Origin of the sequence: Gimesia aquarii (genome assembly GCF_007748195.1) — a bacterium.
Lineage (GTDB): Bacteria > Planctomycetota > Planctomycetia > Planctomycetales > Planctomycetaceae > Gimesia > Gimesia aquarii.
In genome coordinates, this window is sequence record NZ_CP037920.1 from 4,881,974 (window position 1) to 4,899,240 (window position 17,267).

Genomic DNA, 17,267 nt, shown 5'->3' on the forward strand with positions numbered 1-17,267 from the left:
GAGTCTTGAAATGCCGAAGTATATGTTCATTTATCGTGGTGGGCAGGAAAAGTTGAAATTCGCCTCGCCCGAACAAATACAACAGGTGATGCAGATGTGGATAGATTGGATTGATGATGGCGTCGAGGCCGGCTGGATCTTGGATGCTGGTGATGGTTTGAAGCCGGGTGGTGCAATCGTCAACATGGATTTGACGGTGACTAAAGATGAATTATCAACTGAATCGGGATCGCTCATCAGTGGCTATTCGATGATCGAGGTACCCGATCTAATCATGGCAATCGAATTAGCCAAAGATTCCCCAATGCCGAATTCGGGTGGCACAGTTGAAATTCGGGAACTCACTCATAATGGAAAGCAGTACGAATGAAGCAGTCGACCAACCAACTGGTCGAACACTTTTTTCGGCACGAGTCTGCGAATCTGATTGCAGTGCTGACGCGCGCCTTTGGTATGCGCCGTATTGACCTGATTGAAGACATGGTTCAGGTCGCAATCTTAGAGGCCATGCACGCCTGGAAACAACGCGGCGTCCCGGAAAATCCCGCTGCCTGGGTTCACCATGTGGCAAAGAATCGCATCCTCGATTCCATACGTCGTGAAAAAACATACGAAAAAGCGATCGCATTGTCTGGTCTCTCCAGGTCAGATCAATCAATTACTGCTCAGGAATCAATGGTTGATCAATGGCTTGAGAAAGAAGAGCTACCTGACAGTTTATTGCGTATGATATTTGTCTGCTGTCATCCATCGCTGGAACGAAAAACGCAGATTGCACTGACGTTAAAAACACTTTGTGGATTCGGAATTTCTGAGATCTCTCGGGGACTACTATTACCCAGCGAAACGGTTAAGAAACGTATTCAACGTGCAAAACATTCTCTGGCAACAGCAAATGTGCGACTTGAACTACCCAGCGATGATCAGCTAACACAGCGGCTAGATGTCGTACATGATGTACTTTATTTGATGTTTAATGAAGGCTATAGTACTTCCCACGGAACAGAGCCAATTCGCGACGAAATCTGCGAGGAGGCAGTCCGACTCTGTCATCTGCTTTGTGAAAGTCCTTACTCATCTCCGTCAACAAAAGCACTGCTCGCCTTGCAATTGTTCCATGCCGCGCGACTCGATGCGAGAACTGATGAAAACGGAGCAGTGATACTTCTGGAAGATCAAGACCGTGAAAAATGGAATCGTTGCCTGATTGGTACTGCACAAAGCTGGCTAGCAAACTCAAAAACCGATCAGCCAACGAGATTTCATTTCGAAGCAGCCATTGCAATGCAGCACTGTATTTCTCCGAATGTCGAAGCCACAGACTGGAACTCTATCGTCAACTTTTATAGTCGGCTCATACAGCTACGCGATTCACCTGTTTATGAATTAAACCAGGCGATTGCTATGGGCCAGGCAGGCGATACAGGTGAGGCATTCTCTCAACTTCAGAATTTACGGGATAGTGACGATATGAAGCATTATTTCTTATTGGATTGCGCTTTCGCGCGTATTCACGAACTGGAAGGGAATACAAAAGCAGCGATCGACTCATACCTGACAGCATTGTCTAAAACCGTCGTTCCGCATGAGAAGACACTGCTGGAAAAAAAACTTCGAAAGCTTGCTGATTCGGGATAACAAAATAGATTTCAATTCTTATTTATTGTGGGCAGGAAGCGAGTAAATCTTCACATCGTCAACAACGGCATTTTTGGCTACAGCCAGTCGCAAAGTTCGTTTGGTAGGATGTGCTATCCCTTCGGATGAAAAAGAGCCTACTTTCATTCCATCAATGAAAACAGTCATAGTGTCTTCGCTAACTTTTACGATTAGGTCATACCATTTTTTGGTTTGAAGTTTATGAGGAAATCTTTTTTTCTTCGATTTTAATAATTCCTGAAGTGCGGGTGTCAGTTTTTTGGCTTTTCTCAACTCGCGCGTCTTTAAGTCCATATTCCCGGTTTTGAGATCGATCATTTCCACGTTTCGGGTACTAATTTTTGTGGCAAACAAATGACCGGCGTGAACTTTCTTGTACTTCAAATCCGCAAAATTTAAACCAAGGCTATCCTTTTTGTCCTCCAGCATGAACCTGAGTTCGACGGATCCATCTCGAAACTCAGCAGAATGGGTTACTGAAACCGCGTGATCTGCTACCTTATGAATGTAAATATACATTGCACCATTTTTGAGATCGACCTGCTTATTCCCTGCTGCACGCCAGCGGCTATTAGTTCCCCAACCGTTACCAATTTCATCTTTGGTTTCCTGAGATTCGTTTCGTTCGAAATCATCTTCGAATATCAACGTGCCTCGTTCCTCTGCCAGAAGCGCAGGAGAAATAAATAGCATGATCGCCCAAACAAATAGGAAATGTTTTTTCACTGGATGTAACCTTTTCAAATTGTGCTATAGCTTCCAAAACTAACTGAATGCCAGAATGTTTGGCAACGTCCATTCTATTAAGTTAGACCATCAATGTTTTCTATATTCGAAATCTCTTTGAAATGTTCTAGAGCATCGCCCTAAAACAGAAGATGTTCATCACCTCAGAAAATCGAACCTCAGGTTACTAGAGTTTGGTAATAACCTGACTACCCTTCATCTATTCAGAGTTTATGAAGTTGATCAGAATCAAACAAACATATTACGTATGCATGCTTTAGGCATTTTAGAAAAAATAGAAAAAACGAAAACATATCGTTGCGTTCACTTATGTTTTTTTGTGACAATAAATCTGTACTAAAGTTTAAACTAGCATTGCACCTCGGATATTACAGGTTTCCCTTATGTCTAAATCTACACAAGGCCGACTCACATTACCACAAAAAGTGCGATCCTCGGAACAAAAGTATATAAACGAACGCCGCAAAGCGGCAAAACTACGAGACAAGAAAAAACCGCCATCAATTGGATTAGCCCTCTCTGGAGGAGGAATTCGATCTGCCACATTCGCTCTGGGAGTGCTTCAAAAACTTGCCAAGCAAAATAGTCTGCGTTTTATTGACTACATGACGACTGTCTCAGGCGGTGGGTATATCGGCGCGTGCCTGTCTTCCTTAATGGCATTTCCAGATCCGGATCTACCCCCAGAAAAAGATGACGTAAGTATAAACCAAAAAGCATTTGAAAATTTTAATTTAGCAGACAATTTTCCTCTGTTGCGCACCGATCAAATGCATCATCTACGAAAACATGGTAGTTTTCTGATCTTGAGAGAAGGTCTCTTTCGTAAAGATGTTTTGCGTGCAATTGGAATGTTCTTTGCAGGGCTGTTCTCAACACTCCTTCTATTGGCTTTACCATTATTTACTGCTGTTGGTCTAGCGATAAGTTATATTTCGTTAGTTGGTGATCTCGACTTATCAACTGAATCGCTACAGAAAATAGGATGGACTTCCTGGGACACAGCACTGGAATGGAATTCACATCATACAAAAGTATTTTGGATAGGATTACTCACAGGAATAATTACTGTTTTTATAATACCGATTATTCATTCGTACTGGAAAAAAACTGGCGGTAATCTAGGGGAAACAGAGGAAGAGATTACTGAGAGAACCTGTTTGACTTACGTCTTCTGTGCGATCTTTACAATCGGTGGAGGAATATTTGCATCTTACGAATATCATGATTACCAACCAATGATTAACAACGTTTTTACGTTTTCCTCTCTTATGACATCAATGATTTTTAGTTTGGGAGCTTTTATAGGTTCCATGCTTTATTATTCTCTCATCATATGTAAGAGAAACTCAAAATGGACGTCAATAAATCGTTCCTTAGTAGGTGCATCTATCGCAATTATTTTTAATGCGACAATTGTGTTTTTATTGTTAGCTGTAATCACCTTTTGTATTTGGGCCGTTCTGGGAGAACATCTGGGGGCGTTTGGTTTAGATTTTTATAAGAAACAAGAATCACCTCCTGGTATGTTTTTTCTTGTCTTAAGTGGTCTTACATTTATTGTAACTCGACTTTTTGCATTGCGAGGAAAAATTCCGGAATCGAATAGTGGTCCGATAGCGGTGATCGCCTCGAAAATTCCTCTCTTGATTTTGCGAATTGCAGTTCCGCTGTTCCTGTTCTGTACATTTATGGTCACAATTGAGTGGACTATTAAATATGGTGGAATTGAAGAATGGAAAGAGGGCTTACTCTTTGCAGGTGGAAGCTTCTTGGCTCTCATTGTTGCGGGATACTTAATTGATGTGAATCGACTAAGCATTCATTATTTTTACCGAGATAGACTGGCTGAGACCTATCTACAAACAGAGCGACATGAAACTGGTGAATTAAAACTCATTCGTAACGATTGTGCTCTGAAAGTTTCAGACCTCAACTGTCATGGTAAAAACAAGGGAAACCCACTTCCCTATCATATCATTTTGTGTTCTTTGAATTTAGCTGGCTCTCGAGATCTGGCGCGCCGTACTCGCAAATCAGACCATTTCATTTTTTCCCGTGCATATTGCGGTTCCGGTTCAACCGGTTATATCCCGACAGAAAAATATCGAAACGGCAACACAAAATTAGCAACAGCAATGACTATTTCTGGGGCTGCCATTGGTAGCAATATGGGTTTTCAAACTTCATTTGCACGCGCGTTTGCATTAACCATGTTTAATATTCGACTCGGATACTGGATCGTCAATCCACGTGTTTATGATCAGGATACTATAGCAAAAGAAGAAATCATCCAGTTCCCAGACGAAAAGAAGCCAAACAAAAAATGGGTCGACGAAAACTGGAAACATAAATTATTCCCGTTTAGTCCCTATCTTTTGGAAAAAAATATTTGGTGGCCCTGGTTTCTCAGATCAGAGTTAGTGGGAAATACAAACAGCCAGGGTCGTCTAGTTAATTTATCTGACGGAGGGCATTCCGGAGACAACATTGGTTTATACCCTCTCTTTCAGAGGCGCTGTAAATTAATCATTGCAAGTGATGCAGAGTGTGATCCGGAATACAACTTTAGTTCTCTGATTAATGCAATCAATCAAATCTATATTGATGAAAATGTGGAAGTGAAGATCGATATTACTCAAATCCGTCCTGATGAAGAAAATGCGCCTGCCAAAAAACATTTCGTCATTGGAAAAATTGAATACCCTGAAGACCCTAATCGCCTCGAAATAGATCCAGATGATGAAGACGCCAAAGCCTCAACCGGCTGGCTTATTTATCTGAAGTCGTCTCTGATTCACAACTACTATCAATCGATCAAAAATCAAGGGCATCATGAGCATGATGAACTTGATCATGAACCAGCGGCAGTGCAAAGTTATGCCGCACAAAATAAGAAATTCCCACATGAATCAACGGCTGATCAATTTTTTAATGATGATCAATTTGAAGCTTATCGCGCTCTAGGTTTTCACGTTGTTTCCGCAATGTATGATTCTTTTGATCAATGGTCAAAAAAGGCGAAACCAAACAAAGCAAATGAAATTCCTTCGGTGGAAGAACTTGTTGAGTGGTGCGCGTTTGAGTATGAGAAAAAATGAAGATGAGTTAACTAGGTCTCACTTAGCAAAACAGATTCACATTAGATAACTAAATTCTCTACTACTCCAAAGATTTCCGAAAATCTCCTATCAAATTGGAGTGCAGAATATATTTAGCAAATTGGTGCACTTTGGTAGACATCAGGCGATGATATCCTTCCACACATTACCATGCACGTCAGTGAGTCGCATGTCTCGGCCACTGTAACGGAATGTGAGTCTTTCATGATCGATTCCAAGTTGGTGTAAGACGGTGGCCCAGAGATCGTAGACGGTCGCCTTCTTTTCTACAACATGGTATCCGAATTCGTCGGTGGCCCCATAGGTCACGCCCCCCTTCATTCCTCCTCCTGCGAGCCAGAGACTGTATCCGTAAGGATTGTGATCACGGCCGTTACCCTGAGCAAAAGGCGTGCGTCCAAACTCGCCTGTAAATACAACTAATGTATCTTTGAGTAAATCACGTTGTTTGAGATCTTTCAACAAAGCTGCGATTGGCTGATCGACTTGTTTTGCCATGGCACCGTGGCCTTTTTTGATTTCGCCATGCTGGTCCCATGGATTGGCAGCACCACCGGCACCAATACCGGGACTACTGCAGGAAAGCTCAATAAAGCGAACCCCTCGTTCGACCAGACGACGTGCCATCAGGCATTGTCTGGCATATTGTGCCATATGTGGGTCTTTATCATTCACACCGTAGGCATTCTGGACCGCCTGTGTCTCACCGGTCAGGTCAGTCAACTCAGGAACAGCCTGCTGCATTTCAAAAGCTGTTTCCGCATTACGAGTAGAATCGATGATGGCATTCTCTGCCGCGACACGATCAGCGAATCCTCGGTCCAGTGATTTAATGAGGTCAAGCGCCTTACGTTGTTCCTGTTTTGCCATCTTCGGCGTGATATTCGGAACCGCATTCTTATCAGTCAGGTTAAAGATCGACCCACCTGTAATTGCAGGTAAAAATCCATTTCCGTACAGACTCACACCACCATGCGGAATCCCTGCTGAATTCGTCCGCAAAACAATATACGGTGGTAAATTTTTATTCGAACTACCTAGCCCGTAAGCAACCCATGCCCCGGCACTGGGATAACCAAGAAACGGAAAGCCACTATGCAAAAAGAAATTACTCTGAGCATGTTCAGAGAAATTAGTCGTCATGGACCTCACGATGGCCAAATCGTCGACCATCTCTGCCATTTGAGGAAACATGTTCGTCATTTTGATTCCGGACTTGCCGTACTGTCTCGTTTCCCAAAATGTATCGAGAATGTTCCCTACCGCGTCAAACTGGGTACGTTCGATTGTGCCAGGCATGGGTTTACCATGCATCGTTTTTAGCATCGGTTTGGGGTCAAATGAGTCAACGTGTGAGAATCCACCTGACATGTAAAGTAAGATGACCGATTTCGCTTTGGCCGGATGATGCAATGTTGGTTTTGGAATTTCAGATGCATCTGACGAATTGATGAGACTGGACAACATAGTCGCACTCACGCCAGAGGCAGTCAGCTTTAAGAACTCACGACGGTTATGTGTATTAATAGACATAGATAAATTCCTTAGAATTAAGGAGAGCATGCGCGATGTGGTAGTCGCTTCCTCCTGATTGGAGATATTCAATGAACAATTTCAACTCCGCCGACGTCGCAGGCCGCGCATACGCTTGAATAAACATCGCATTGATTTTCTCGGCGAGAGTGTTAAGGTTTTTATCCTGTTGTATTCGTTTGACCCATGCCTTAGCGGCTTTCTCAACGACTGCCCCATTTAACATTGCCAGCGACTGAGAGGGCACATTGGTATTACTGCGAACGCTGACAGTTGAAGTGGGAACAGGGGCATTAAATGCCTGTAAAAATGGATTCAGACGATTACGAACCACGGGCAGATAGATAGCACGCTGGTTACCTTCCGTAACAAAGTGGATCGAATCGAATATCGATTCTGCATCAAGCCTTCGAGGTGTGTAGTATGAAAGAAAAAGATTTTCTGCATCCTTTTCTCGCATCTTTAAAGAAGTCTGACTGGCAGAGCGGAATGTGCGACTGGTTACCATTTTTCGCAGTGCTTTTTTGATTGACCAGCCATTGCGTTCGAAGTCCAGCGCCAAATGATCGAGTAGTTCCGGATGGGTCGGTTTCTTACCCAGCCGACCGAAATTGTCTGTTGAAGCCACAATACCTCTACCGAAAACATAAGCCCAAAGCCGATTAATCAAAACACGCGTCTTCAAAGTATTTGCTTCACTCACCATGTCCTCAGCAAGTTGCAATCGTCCGGAATTCTTATCGCTATAAGACTGATCATTAAAAATCTCTAAAAACTTTCTTTTAACAGGGTCTGATTCCTGTTTCTGCTCACCGCGAATCAACAGAGGTTGATCGACGGGTTCCGACTCCAAAATGCCAGGTGCCCTTCTCGGCACAGGAATCGCTTTTTCCAATTCTCGATATCGGTCTATTTTCATCTGTAATGAAGGAGGGAATTGGCCAACCTGGTTTGTCAACAAGTCGAGTCTTACAAATGTATCGAGCCATTCAGCTTCCTTATCAGACATATTACCGGCTTGCCAATGAGTGATTGCCTGTTTGAGCATTCCCACATACGCACGTATCAGGCTTTCCTGATTAACAATTTCATGCGAATTATCAATCAGATCTAATAGCGAAGCCCCCTCCTCTTGCATGGTATCGTTACCAGCATACACTTCAGTAATTCCAAACCAGGAACGGTCATTTGTTCTTGGAATTGGAAGAAAGTCTTTTGCGGTTAGTAACTCATAATGGACTTGATCTCCCCGCCAGTATTTCCATTTTCGCTGCGTATTTCGCCATTGAAGAGTGAGATTGTTTACGTCTTCGGCCGGATGGAGCCCCCCATGTGTTAACGGATAATTGCGAATCGGTACTTTGAGCCGCGCGCTGTTGCCGGCAACCCGAACCATAGTCTTCTCACCTTTCGCTATGAAATTGCCTGAACTGAGGACAGCCGCATGCTTGTCTGAAATAAGATGCGAATAGATACCTCGTGGGAAAATCCCGGCAATTGCCTTCTCACCGTCGAAATGTAATGCGAAAGAACCTGCGGGACTCACTTGGGCTGTTGTTCCGTTTCCCGTCGAGTACCATTGATCGAACGTCGCCTGATCGCGTAGGTCGAGATAGAACTCAGCATTCGTAATCGCCTTCTGATTCTGTTCTTTAATTTCTTTCAATTTTGTTCGCTGTTGGTTAATCGTCGTCGAGTATGCTTCTGGCTTGACCGATTGGAGCCCTGACCAGAGCCCGAATGGGTGCGTCACACTTCGCATCGAATTGACGAGATTCCACTTTGCCTGCTCTGCTTCAAACTGTTGGCGAACTTTATTTTGCTCGTTCTTCTTCAATGTTCCAAAATTAGCCGGTAATTTTGGGGGATTTTTTCTCTCAGCTAATTCCTTGAATATTGGCAACGTTTGTAACCTGGTCGATAATTTTTCACTTTCACCAATCCAAAAGTTGGCTAATTCCTGACGAATCTCTTGCTTGATTTTCGTAATTTCAGTTTTGTTTGCATCAAGCTTTTCCCTGGTATCAATCAGCACGGTTGCAGGTTTGTTGCTCACCATCACTCCAAAAAATCGGTAGAAATCTTTCTGGCTGATTGGATCGAATTTATGATCATGACAACGTGCACACGAAACCGTTATCCCCAGCATCGCTTTGGAAATGACATCAATCTGATTATCTGTGAATGTGATCTGTTCTGCGTATGCATTGGTAACACCAAACCCATGCGGAACCATACGTAGATGGGCGGGACCGATTGTTGACTCGTTAATCCCAAGTTCCTGATTGACTCGAGGATCCTTCAGTAAATCTCCCGCCAAATGTTCTTTTAGTAGTTGATCATAGGGAACATCAGCATTGAGCGCTCGGATCAGATAATCACGGTACGCGCTCGCATAGGGAATTGGCGGGTCCCCTTCACTGCCATGTGTTTCTGCATAGCGATACCAGTCCATCCAATGCCGCGCCCAGCGTTCTCCAAATTGTGGTGAAGCGAGTAAGTCATCAACCAGTTGTTCGTATGTTTGTAGAGAATAATTTTTCACAAATTCTTGAACAACTTCCGGTTTCGGCGGTAGCCCCGTCAAAATCAAGTGCAGACGACGTACCAGAACTTCTGGCGAGGCTTCGGAAGAAGCTGGTAAATGCTCGTGCTGCAGGCGAGCAAAGATGAAGCGGTCAATCGAATTTTTTGACCATGCTTTAGCAGAAACATTGGGAATGGGAGGATTCTTTAATGGTTGAAATGACCACCATGTGAGACGTTGGTTTCGTAACTGTTCCCAGGGTAGCTTTTTATTCAGATCATCCAGCGTAGGCTTGGTCAAACGTGGGTCATGTGCTCCCTGATTGACCCAATGTTCGAAATCTCGAATCACAGCATCGTCGAGCTTAGGCGACTTTGCTGGCATCTCATAACCTTCCTCATGACGCAACGCCCAGATCAAAATACTTTCTTTTGCTTTTCCAGGAACGATGACCTTACCCGAATCACCACCTGCTAATAATGCTGCTTTATAGTCAAGCGCAAGGCCTCCCTTTTTCTTCCCGAGACTATTGTGACACTCATAGCAATGCTGTACCAAAACGGGTCGAATTTTCTTCTCAAAAAATTCGTTCTTCTCCGACGAAAATGCAACTGTAGCTTTGAATAGAAAAAGAAATATGACATTATTTATAATTCGAAACTTCATGAATGTTTTTCCCAAATGAAAATTCATCAACACTTTTTTTGTTCATCCTGTGTGACGCTTTAATCGATCGATGAGAACCGCCACCGTAAGGACGGCTCCCAAGACAATCTTCTGATTAAACGGATCCACATCTGTCAAATTCATTCCATTTTTGATCACTGCAATAATGAAAGCGCCGATCAGAGTACCAAAGACCTTACCCTGCCCGCCCATTAAAGACGTGCCACCAACGACGACTGCAGCAATCACTTCCAGCTCGTACATTAATCCGTACTTGGGATCACCCGCAGAGAGTTGAGACGTCAGCATGATTCCTCCCAAACCCGCAAGTGCCCCACAAATCGTATAAACTGTCAATAAAACTCGTTTGACAGGAACACCAGACAAACGCGCGGCTTCCTCGTTCCCACCAATTGCATAGATATAGCGTCCAAAAATCGTCCTCGACATTAGAATATGTGCAATCAAATAAAGTACGATCATTACAAGAACTGGGTTTGGCAGGCCGAATGTTTCTCCTCGTCCTAACCAAAAAGATGCTGATGGCAACTCGGGGATTGAGCGCCCCTCTGCAAGTCGAAATGACAGGCCACTGGCCATCATCATCATTCCCAATGTCACTATAAATGGTGGTATTTGAAAAGCCGTGACCATCAAACCATTGAAGGCACCAGCAGCAGCACAAACACCAATTCCTATGCAAGCGCTGAGCACAACCATCATGACACTTGCCTCAGCCCCACCACAGTAATCCCGAATGAAGAGCGCAGAGCTTACCGAAGCGAGTGCAATCAGGGAGCCAACCGACAGATCAATTCCTGCGGTGATAATCACCATCGTCATGCCAATCGCAATGATCGCGTAAATCGAAGTCTGGTTTGCAACACTCATAAGGTTGCTGAGTTTCAAAAAATTAGGCCATGTGTATGACGTTGGTGTGATGCATTTCGATGAACCAACCGACTCAAAGCGGTCATATACTGTCCATTTGGCGGTCACATTGTTAGCCGCAATCGCATCGATGGTTTGCCCTTGAGCAAGCAGTGATTCAATTGCTTTCCGTGCATCAGAAGCGGAACCGTTCACCTGACCGATAACATCTACCCCGCCTGTCTTCAATTGCTCAACCACAGCCTCAGCGAAGGCCCGATCTTCTTTAGTATCTCGTGTGACGATAAGAACGCGAGCGTTTTTGCCATATTGTTTCAAAATAGTTTTACCTACCTGACTACCGGCACTCGCTCCGGTTGGATGTTGTTCTTTTACTGTCAAAGAACTAAAGAGAATCACGAGAATCAACAGCATGAAAATCATGCCATAATCCCGGAAGAATGGGTGGTGAAACAAATTGGATTGATGCTCTTTTGTCATTTGTCAGATCACTGCCAGTTTCATGATTTCTTCCTGTGTCGTGTTTGCAACATCGCGAATCTCTCCAGTGATCCGACCTTGATGCATCACGAGAATACGATCGCTCATCCCCATTACTTCCGGCAGTTCCGAGCTGATCATAAGAATTGCTTTTCCTTGACTCGCCAGTTCATTAATAAGGGTATAAATTTCATACTTCGCCCCTACATCAATACCACGCGTCGGTTCATCAAAAATGACAACTTCTGCATTTTTTTCCATCCACTTTGCAAGTACGACTTTTTGTTGATTGCCTCCTGAGAGGCTGCGGGCAAGTTGTTCCTGATGGGGAATTTTAATACTCAGTCGTGAAACATAATCAGCAAAAGTAATTCGTTCCTTTTTCTGATTAACGCAACCCCATTTAGAAAACGCATTCAGGTTTGGTAAACCAAAATTCTCGCGCACACTCAAATCTAAAATTAATCCCTGACTCTTACGATCTTCGGTGAGGAGACAGATACCTGCTTGAATGGCATGGCGTGGACTATGAATTTCCAGCATTTCTCCATCTAAAAGAATCGTCCCTGAATCGGCTTGATCTGCCCCAAAGATGATTCGCGCGGTCTCAGTACGCCCCGCTCCAACCAACCCTGTTAACCCAAGTACTTCTCCGGCATGAATCTCAAAACTGACATCTCGAACTGTTTCAGCACGATTAAGACCTTCTACAGCAAGACGAGCCTTACCAATCTGATGGTAATGTTTCGGAAACTCGTTACTGATTTCGCGTCCCACCATCAACTCGATCATTCTCTTCCGTGTGAGTTGATCTGTTGCTGCTTCGCCTACGACTTCACCGTCGCGCAGAATGACAACGCGGTCTGATATCTCAAAAATTTCATCTAGACGGTGACTGATATAGATCACTCCGATTCCATTTTGCTTCAAGTCGCGGATGATGTCGAATAGTCTAGAAACTTCCTGGGGCGTGAGTGCCGCCGATGGTTCATCCATAACAATCAGCCGAACGTCTTGGGATAATGCTTTTGCAATCTCAACAATCTGCTGCTGGGCAACAGATAATTCACTACATGGCACATCAATCGGAATTGACACACCAATTTGCTCAAACAGCTCGTTCGCGCGGTGACGTTCTTCGCTTCTGCGAACCAAACCGAAACTTGCCTCGCGTCCGAGAAAGATATTTTCCCAAACTGACAGTTCTGGTATCAGATTGAACTCCTGATAAATGATTCCAATCCCCGCTTTGTTCGCTTCTATCGGACTCGAAAATTGCATCTCCACCCCCTCAATGCAAATCGAACCCATATCCGGCAAATGAGCCCCGCCAAGCATCTTGATAAGCGTACTTTTGCCAGCCCCGTTTTCACCCAACAATGCCAGAACTTCACCTCGTTCTAACCTCAAGTCGACTCCCCCCAGAGCGCGTACGCCAGGAAAGGACTTTTCGATCCCACGCATGGCAAGCAATGGTGATTCTGCGACTGAGGCAGGTGACGACATAATTACCTACCCTTTATTAAAAAGAGGATCTTTTTCAGCATCTGCTTTATAGTAAAGCTTGGAAGGAATCAAGATTTCCGGTTTTACATCATCACCGTTAAAATATTTGATGATTTGTTCAATGGTAACTTTTCCAATCTGATCAGGGAATTGAATCGGATCACACAGGATCTTACCTTCCAGTATCGCCTGCTTACCAATCTCCTGCCCATCGAAAGCAATAATTGTAACCTGGTCAGCTTTGCCAGCAGCTTCCAATGAAGCGCGCGCCCCCAAGGCCGATGGATCGTTAATCGCAAAAATCGCAGAAAGGTCAGGATTCGATTCAATCACATCTTTTGTTACTTTAGAACCTTCATCACGATCCCCACCTCCATCAAGCGTCGCGACAACTTCGATCTTTGCGTTTTTCGTCTTGTCGTTGTGAGCATTCACAATTTCGTGAAACCCTTTAACGCGCAACTGACACGATTCTGCTTGCGGAAAATGCAGAATCGCCACTTTGCCTCCCGAATCGCCAAGAAGTTTGACCATCGCTTCACCGGCCAGTTTACCGCCCTGATAATTGTCCGTTGCCACATGACAAACAACTTTTCCTTCATCACCGTCGTATTTGATGTCATTGGTAAAGACCGGGACTCCTTTTTCATTTGCTTTTTTAATTGCAGGTCCGATTCCATTCGAATCGCAGGGATTCAAAATAATCGCCGAAACTCCCTTTACCAGAAACTCATCCACATGATCGGCTTGCTTTTTCACATCGCGTTCTGCAGAGAGCACAATCAGTTCATATCCATGCTTTGCCGCCTCTTCCTGCATTTTGTCTGCAATCACCTTGAAAAAGGGATTTGTCAAGGTAAGCGCTGAAAAGCCAATTGTCCCTTTGCTTTCAAGAGTGGCAGATTCTTTTGATTTACTATCAGATGACGATTCAGTAGAAGTCTTGCTACAACCTGAAATCGCTACTAACAGGCTCAGAATCATTGCCATAGAAAGCCGGACCATTCGCTTAATCTCCAAAAAAATCAACAGATGGACGAAACAAGCTTGATTGAAAGTGAAAGATATCGTATTCATATAAGAATTGAATTTCAAGTGTGAATGAATTTTACGCTCACATTTCTTTAACATTCACCTGAATCAATTCCATTTGGGAATAATAATGACTGAAATCAAAATAGCGGAAACGAAAAAATCCACAGTACCAAATCTCCAAAGAGGAATGTCCATCCTGGAATTCCTTTCGAAACACCAGATGAGCGCGACCATAGCAGAATTGTCTGAGCGATTGGGTTATCCTTCAGCATCGGTATTTCGTATTACACAGGAACTTGCGGAAATGGGATACCTTTCGCGCGATCCCGCAACAAAACGGTTTAGTCTGACCAATAAGTTTCTTATGCTAGGTCAACCACAGGGTCGTGAACAAGGATTAGTAGAGGCGTCCCTGCCTGCAATGCGAGGAATTCGAAAAGCAACGGGAGAAACGACACAAATTTGCTGTCTGATCGAGGTCGAAATTGTAATCTTAAATCAGTTAGTTTCAACTCATCCGTTTAAATACTCTGCGGAACTCGGTGCCCGCTGCCCTGCTTACTGTTGTGCTCCTGGAAAGGCTATCCTCGCAAGTCTTCCCGAAGAAGATCGCGAAGAGTTAGTCTCTCGTATTCGTTTCAAAAAATTTACCCCTAATACGATTACCACCCGTCGAAGCCTGCGAGAAGAGCTTGCAAGAATCTCAGCATGTGGCTTTGCACTCGATCAAGCTGAATGGATGGAAGGAATTCGTTGCGTCGCGGCACCAGTTCGAGACCGTCACGGATATCCTGTAGGAGCAATCACAATTGCAGGTCCCGCATCGCGAATTTTGGAGTCAGAATTTGAACAATTGGGAGAACTCGTCTCAGGAGCCGCTTCCAGTGTTGAACTCGATTGCGCCTAAAAAATCTTTTGAGGAGCCTGATGTGCAATGAACTTTCTTAGTCAACTCACAGGTAGCTTTGCACAACCATGTGCTGAAAATCCGACTGTCGCAATGATCGAAGCTGCCTACCGCCATCATGAACTCGAATGGCGTTACATCAACTGCGAAGTTGCCCCAGATGAACTGGGAGATGCGGTCCGTGGAGCAAGAGCCATGGGCTGGGCGGGCTTCAACTGCTCGATTCCACACAAAGTCGCTGTGATTGAGTTTCTGGATGGACTGGGCGAATCTGCTGAAGTCATCGGGGCAGTCAATTGCGCTGTGCTTCGTGATGGTAAGTTGATTGGCGAAAATACTGATGGCAAAGGATTTGTCCAATCGTTGCGAGAATCAGTTGACCCTAAAGACAAAACGATCGTGATGTTTGGCGCTGGTGGTGCTGCACGTGCAATAGGCGTCGAATCCGCACTTGCCGGTGCGAAAAAGATCACTGTTGTTAATCGTTCTGAAGAACGAGGCAATGCAGTCGTTTCACTCTTAAATGAAAAAACCGCAACGAATGCGGAATTTGTCTGCTGGGATGGCGATTACCAAATTCCAGCAGGAACTGATATTGTGATCAATGCCACATCAATTGGTTTGTTTCCCGATGTCGATGCCTGCCTTGCACTAGATATGAATACACTCACAGCAGACATGGTCGTTGCCGATGTCATTCCCAATCCACCTGAAACACGACTCATTCGTGAGGCGCGACAAATTGGTTGCACCGTAATAGACGGACTTGGTATGTTAGTGAACCAAGGCGTGATTGGAATCAAATATTGGTCAGGGAGAGAAGTCGACCCAACAGTGATGCGAACCAAACTTGAAGAAATTTTCGATGTCACCACGGAGAACTCAGCATGAACCGCATTAGCATTTGTCTCATTTTTGTACTTAGCCTGATATACCCCTTTTCAAGTTGCGCACAAGCCGCTGAGAAACGTTATGTACTAACCAGCGCTGATGGTAAAGTACAGACGGAAAAGTGGGATCTCTCGGGTGATGGCTGGTCTGTGAGGAAAGAAACATTACATGGTGGCAAGCAGGAAGGCGTCGAGTTAATCACCATTGACAACGGTGTGATGCAGATCGTTATCATCCCCACTCGTGGAATGAGTATCTACGAAGTTCGCAACAAAGAGATGCGGCTCGGTTGGAATTCTCCCGTCGAAGGAATCGTTCACCCGTCATTTGTGGATCTCGACAGTCGAGGTGGCCTTGGCTGGCTTGAAGGTTTTAACGAATGGATGGTGCGTTGTGGATTAGAATTTGCCGGACACCCAGGCACAGATGAATTTGTCAATAACACAGGTGATAAAGCCACTATGGACCTGACGTTGCATGGTAAAATCGGGAACATCCCAGCGAGCGAAGTTGAAGTAATCGTTGATTCAGAGGCACCACACCGTATCCGCGTACGTGGTGTTGTTTATGAGAAATTTTTCTACGGACCGAAACTCAAACTCATCGCAGAGGTCTCAGTCGTACCTGGCGAAGATACATTTCGTATTGACGACACAGTTACCAACTTAGGCTCATCTGATCAGGAATTCCAGATGATTTATCACACCAATTTTGGTGCACCACTGCTGGGTAAAGGTGCAAAATTGCATACGGCGATAAAAAAAATTGCTCCCATGAACGAACATGCGGGGAAAAGTATCAACTCCTATGCAACCTACGAAGGTCCAACGAAAGACTTCATTGAACAAGTCTATTTGATTGAGCCTCTGTCAAATGAAGACGGTATGACGGGTGCTGTGCTGCAAAATGCGAAAGGAAATCGTGCCGCATCTATGTACTGGTCTACAAAACAGCTACCTTATCTGACAATCTGGAAAAACACTGCTGCAACAGAGGATGGATATGTCACTGGAATCGAGCCAGCAACAGGCTACCCATATAATCGCAAAGTCGAGCGAGCAGCTGGCCGTGTCCCAAAGCTGGCACCAGGAAAAACGCGACACTTCACACTCGACTTCGGCATACACAATGGCGATGAAGCAGTGAAGACTGCCACCGAAAAGATAAAAACCATTCAAGGGGATCACAAAGCTAAAGTACAGCCTACGCCCCCCACCAACAGTCATCATTGACATTGTTCACTGACGCTTCAAGGTCTCACAGTCGTAATACGGCGCGTCTGTTGATATGATGTTAATTCTCT

General features: G+C 44.5%; 12 protein-coding genes. 6 read left to right on the plus strand and 6 right to left on the minus strand.

Going from position 1 to position 17,267, the window contains the following annotated elements; all coding sequences use genetic code 11:
- Positions 1-10: 10 nt before the first annotated feature.
- Together V144x_RS18875 and V144x_RS18880 are read left to right on the plus strand one after the other, a co-directional pair.
- Positions 11-370 carry a YciI family protein gene (locus V144x_RS18875; protein ID WP_144987067.1) on the plus strand — a complete coding sequence of 120 codons (360 nt, stop codon included), beginning with the start codon at positions 11-13 and terminating at the stop codon, positions 368-370.
- Positions 367-1,638, plus strand: a complete 1,272-nt coding sequence (locus V144x_RS18880) for an RNA polymerase sigma factor (RefSeq protein WP_144987069.1) — start codon at positions 367-369, stop codon at positions 1,636-1,638. The genes V144x_RS18875 and V144x_RS18880 overlap by 4 nt, the downstream gene beginning before the upstream one ends.
- An 18-nt stretch (positions 1,639-1,656) precedes the next feature.
- Here V144x_RS18880 and V144x_RS18885 read toward each other — a convergent pair whose 3' ends face one another.
- Positions 1,657-2,352, minus strand: a complete 696-nt coding sequence (locus V144x_RS18885; RefSeq protein ID WP_144991007.1) for a LamG domain-containing protein — start codon at positions 2,350-2,352, stop codon at positions 1,657-1,659.
- A 437-nt stretch (positions 2,353-2,789) separates the two neighbouring features.
- Between V144x_RS18885 and V144x_RS28450 the strand changes: the two genes are divergently transcribed.
- Positions 2,790-5,507, plus strand: a complete 2,718-nt coding sequence (locus V144x_RS28450) for a patatin-like phospholipase family protein (protein WP_197998513.1) — start codon at positions 2,790-2,792, stop codon at positions 5,505-5,507.
- 141 nt (positions 5,508-5,648) lie between these two features.
- Here V144x_RS28450 and V144x_RS18895 read toward each other — a convergent pair whose 3' ends face one another.
- From V144x_RS18895 to V144x_RS18915, 5 genes are read right to left on the minus strand one after another with little or no spacing between them, the layout of a single operon-like run.
- On the minus strand, positions 5,649-7,061 hold the full coding sequence (locus V144x_RS18895) for a DUF1501 domain-containing protein (protein ID WP_144987071.1): 1,413 nt from the start codon (positions 7,059-7,061) through the stop codon (positions 5,649-5,651).
- Positions 7,051-10,254 (minus strand): PSD1 and planctomycete cytochrome C domain-containing protein, encoded by a 3,204-nt coding sequence (locus V144x_RS18900; RefSeq protein ID WP_197998514.1) that lies wholly within the window; start codon positions 10,252-10,254, stop codon positions 7,051-7,053. The genes V144x_RS18895 and V144x_RS18900 overlap by 11 nt, the downstream gene beginning before the upstream one ends.
- A gap of 42 nt (positions 10,255-10,296) precedes the next feature.
- Complete coding sequence (locus tag V144x_RS18905; protein ID WP_197998515.1) at positions 10,297-11,568, minus strand: ABC transporter permease subunit; 1,272 nt, start codon at positions 11,566-11,568, stop codon at positions 10,297-10,299.
- Between the two features lie 60 nt (positions 11,569-11,628).
- Positions 11,629-13,131, minus strand: a complete 1,503-nt coding sequence (locus tag V144x_RS18910; RefSeq protein ID WP_197998516.1) for a sugar ABC transporter ATP-binding protein — start codon at positions 13,129-13,131, stop codon at positions 11,629-11,631.
- 6 nt (positions 13,132-13,137) lie between these two features.
- Positions 13,138-14,136, minus strand: coding sequence for a substrate-binding domain-containing protein (locus tag V144x_RS18915; protein WP_197998517.1), 999 nt, complete (start codon positions 14,134-14,136; stop codon positions 13,138-13,140).
- A 157-nt stretch (positions 14,137-14,293) separates the two neighbouring features.
- Between V144x_RS18915 and V144x_RS18920 the strand changes: the two genes are divergently transcribed.
- The 3 genes from V144x_RS18920 to V144x_RS18930 are packed head-to-tail and all read left to right on the plus strand — an operon-like array spanning position 14,294 to position 17,196.
- On the plus strand, positions 14,294-15,073 hold the full coding sequence (locus tag V144x_RS18920) for an IclR family transcriptional regulator (protein WP_144987077.1): 780 nt from the start codon (positions 14,294-14,296) through the stop codon (positions 15,071-15,073).
- A 27-nt stretch (positions 15,074-15,100) separates the two neighbouring features.
- Positions 15,101-15,964: a shikimate dehydrogenase gene (gene aroE, locus V144x_RS18925; protein WP_144987079.1), complete on the plus strand. Its 864-nt coding sequence runs from the start codon at positions 15,101-15,103 to the stop codon at positions 15,962-15,964.
- Entirely contained in the window at positions 15,961-17,196 is a 1,236-nt protein-coding gene (locus V144x_RS18930) for an aldose 1-epimerase family protein (RefSeq protein ID WP_144987081.1), read from the plus strand. The genes aroE and V144x_RS18930 overlap by 4 nt, the downstream gene beginning before the upstream one ends.
- Positions 17,197-17,267: the final 71 nt, after the last annotated feature.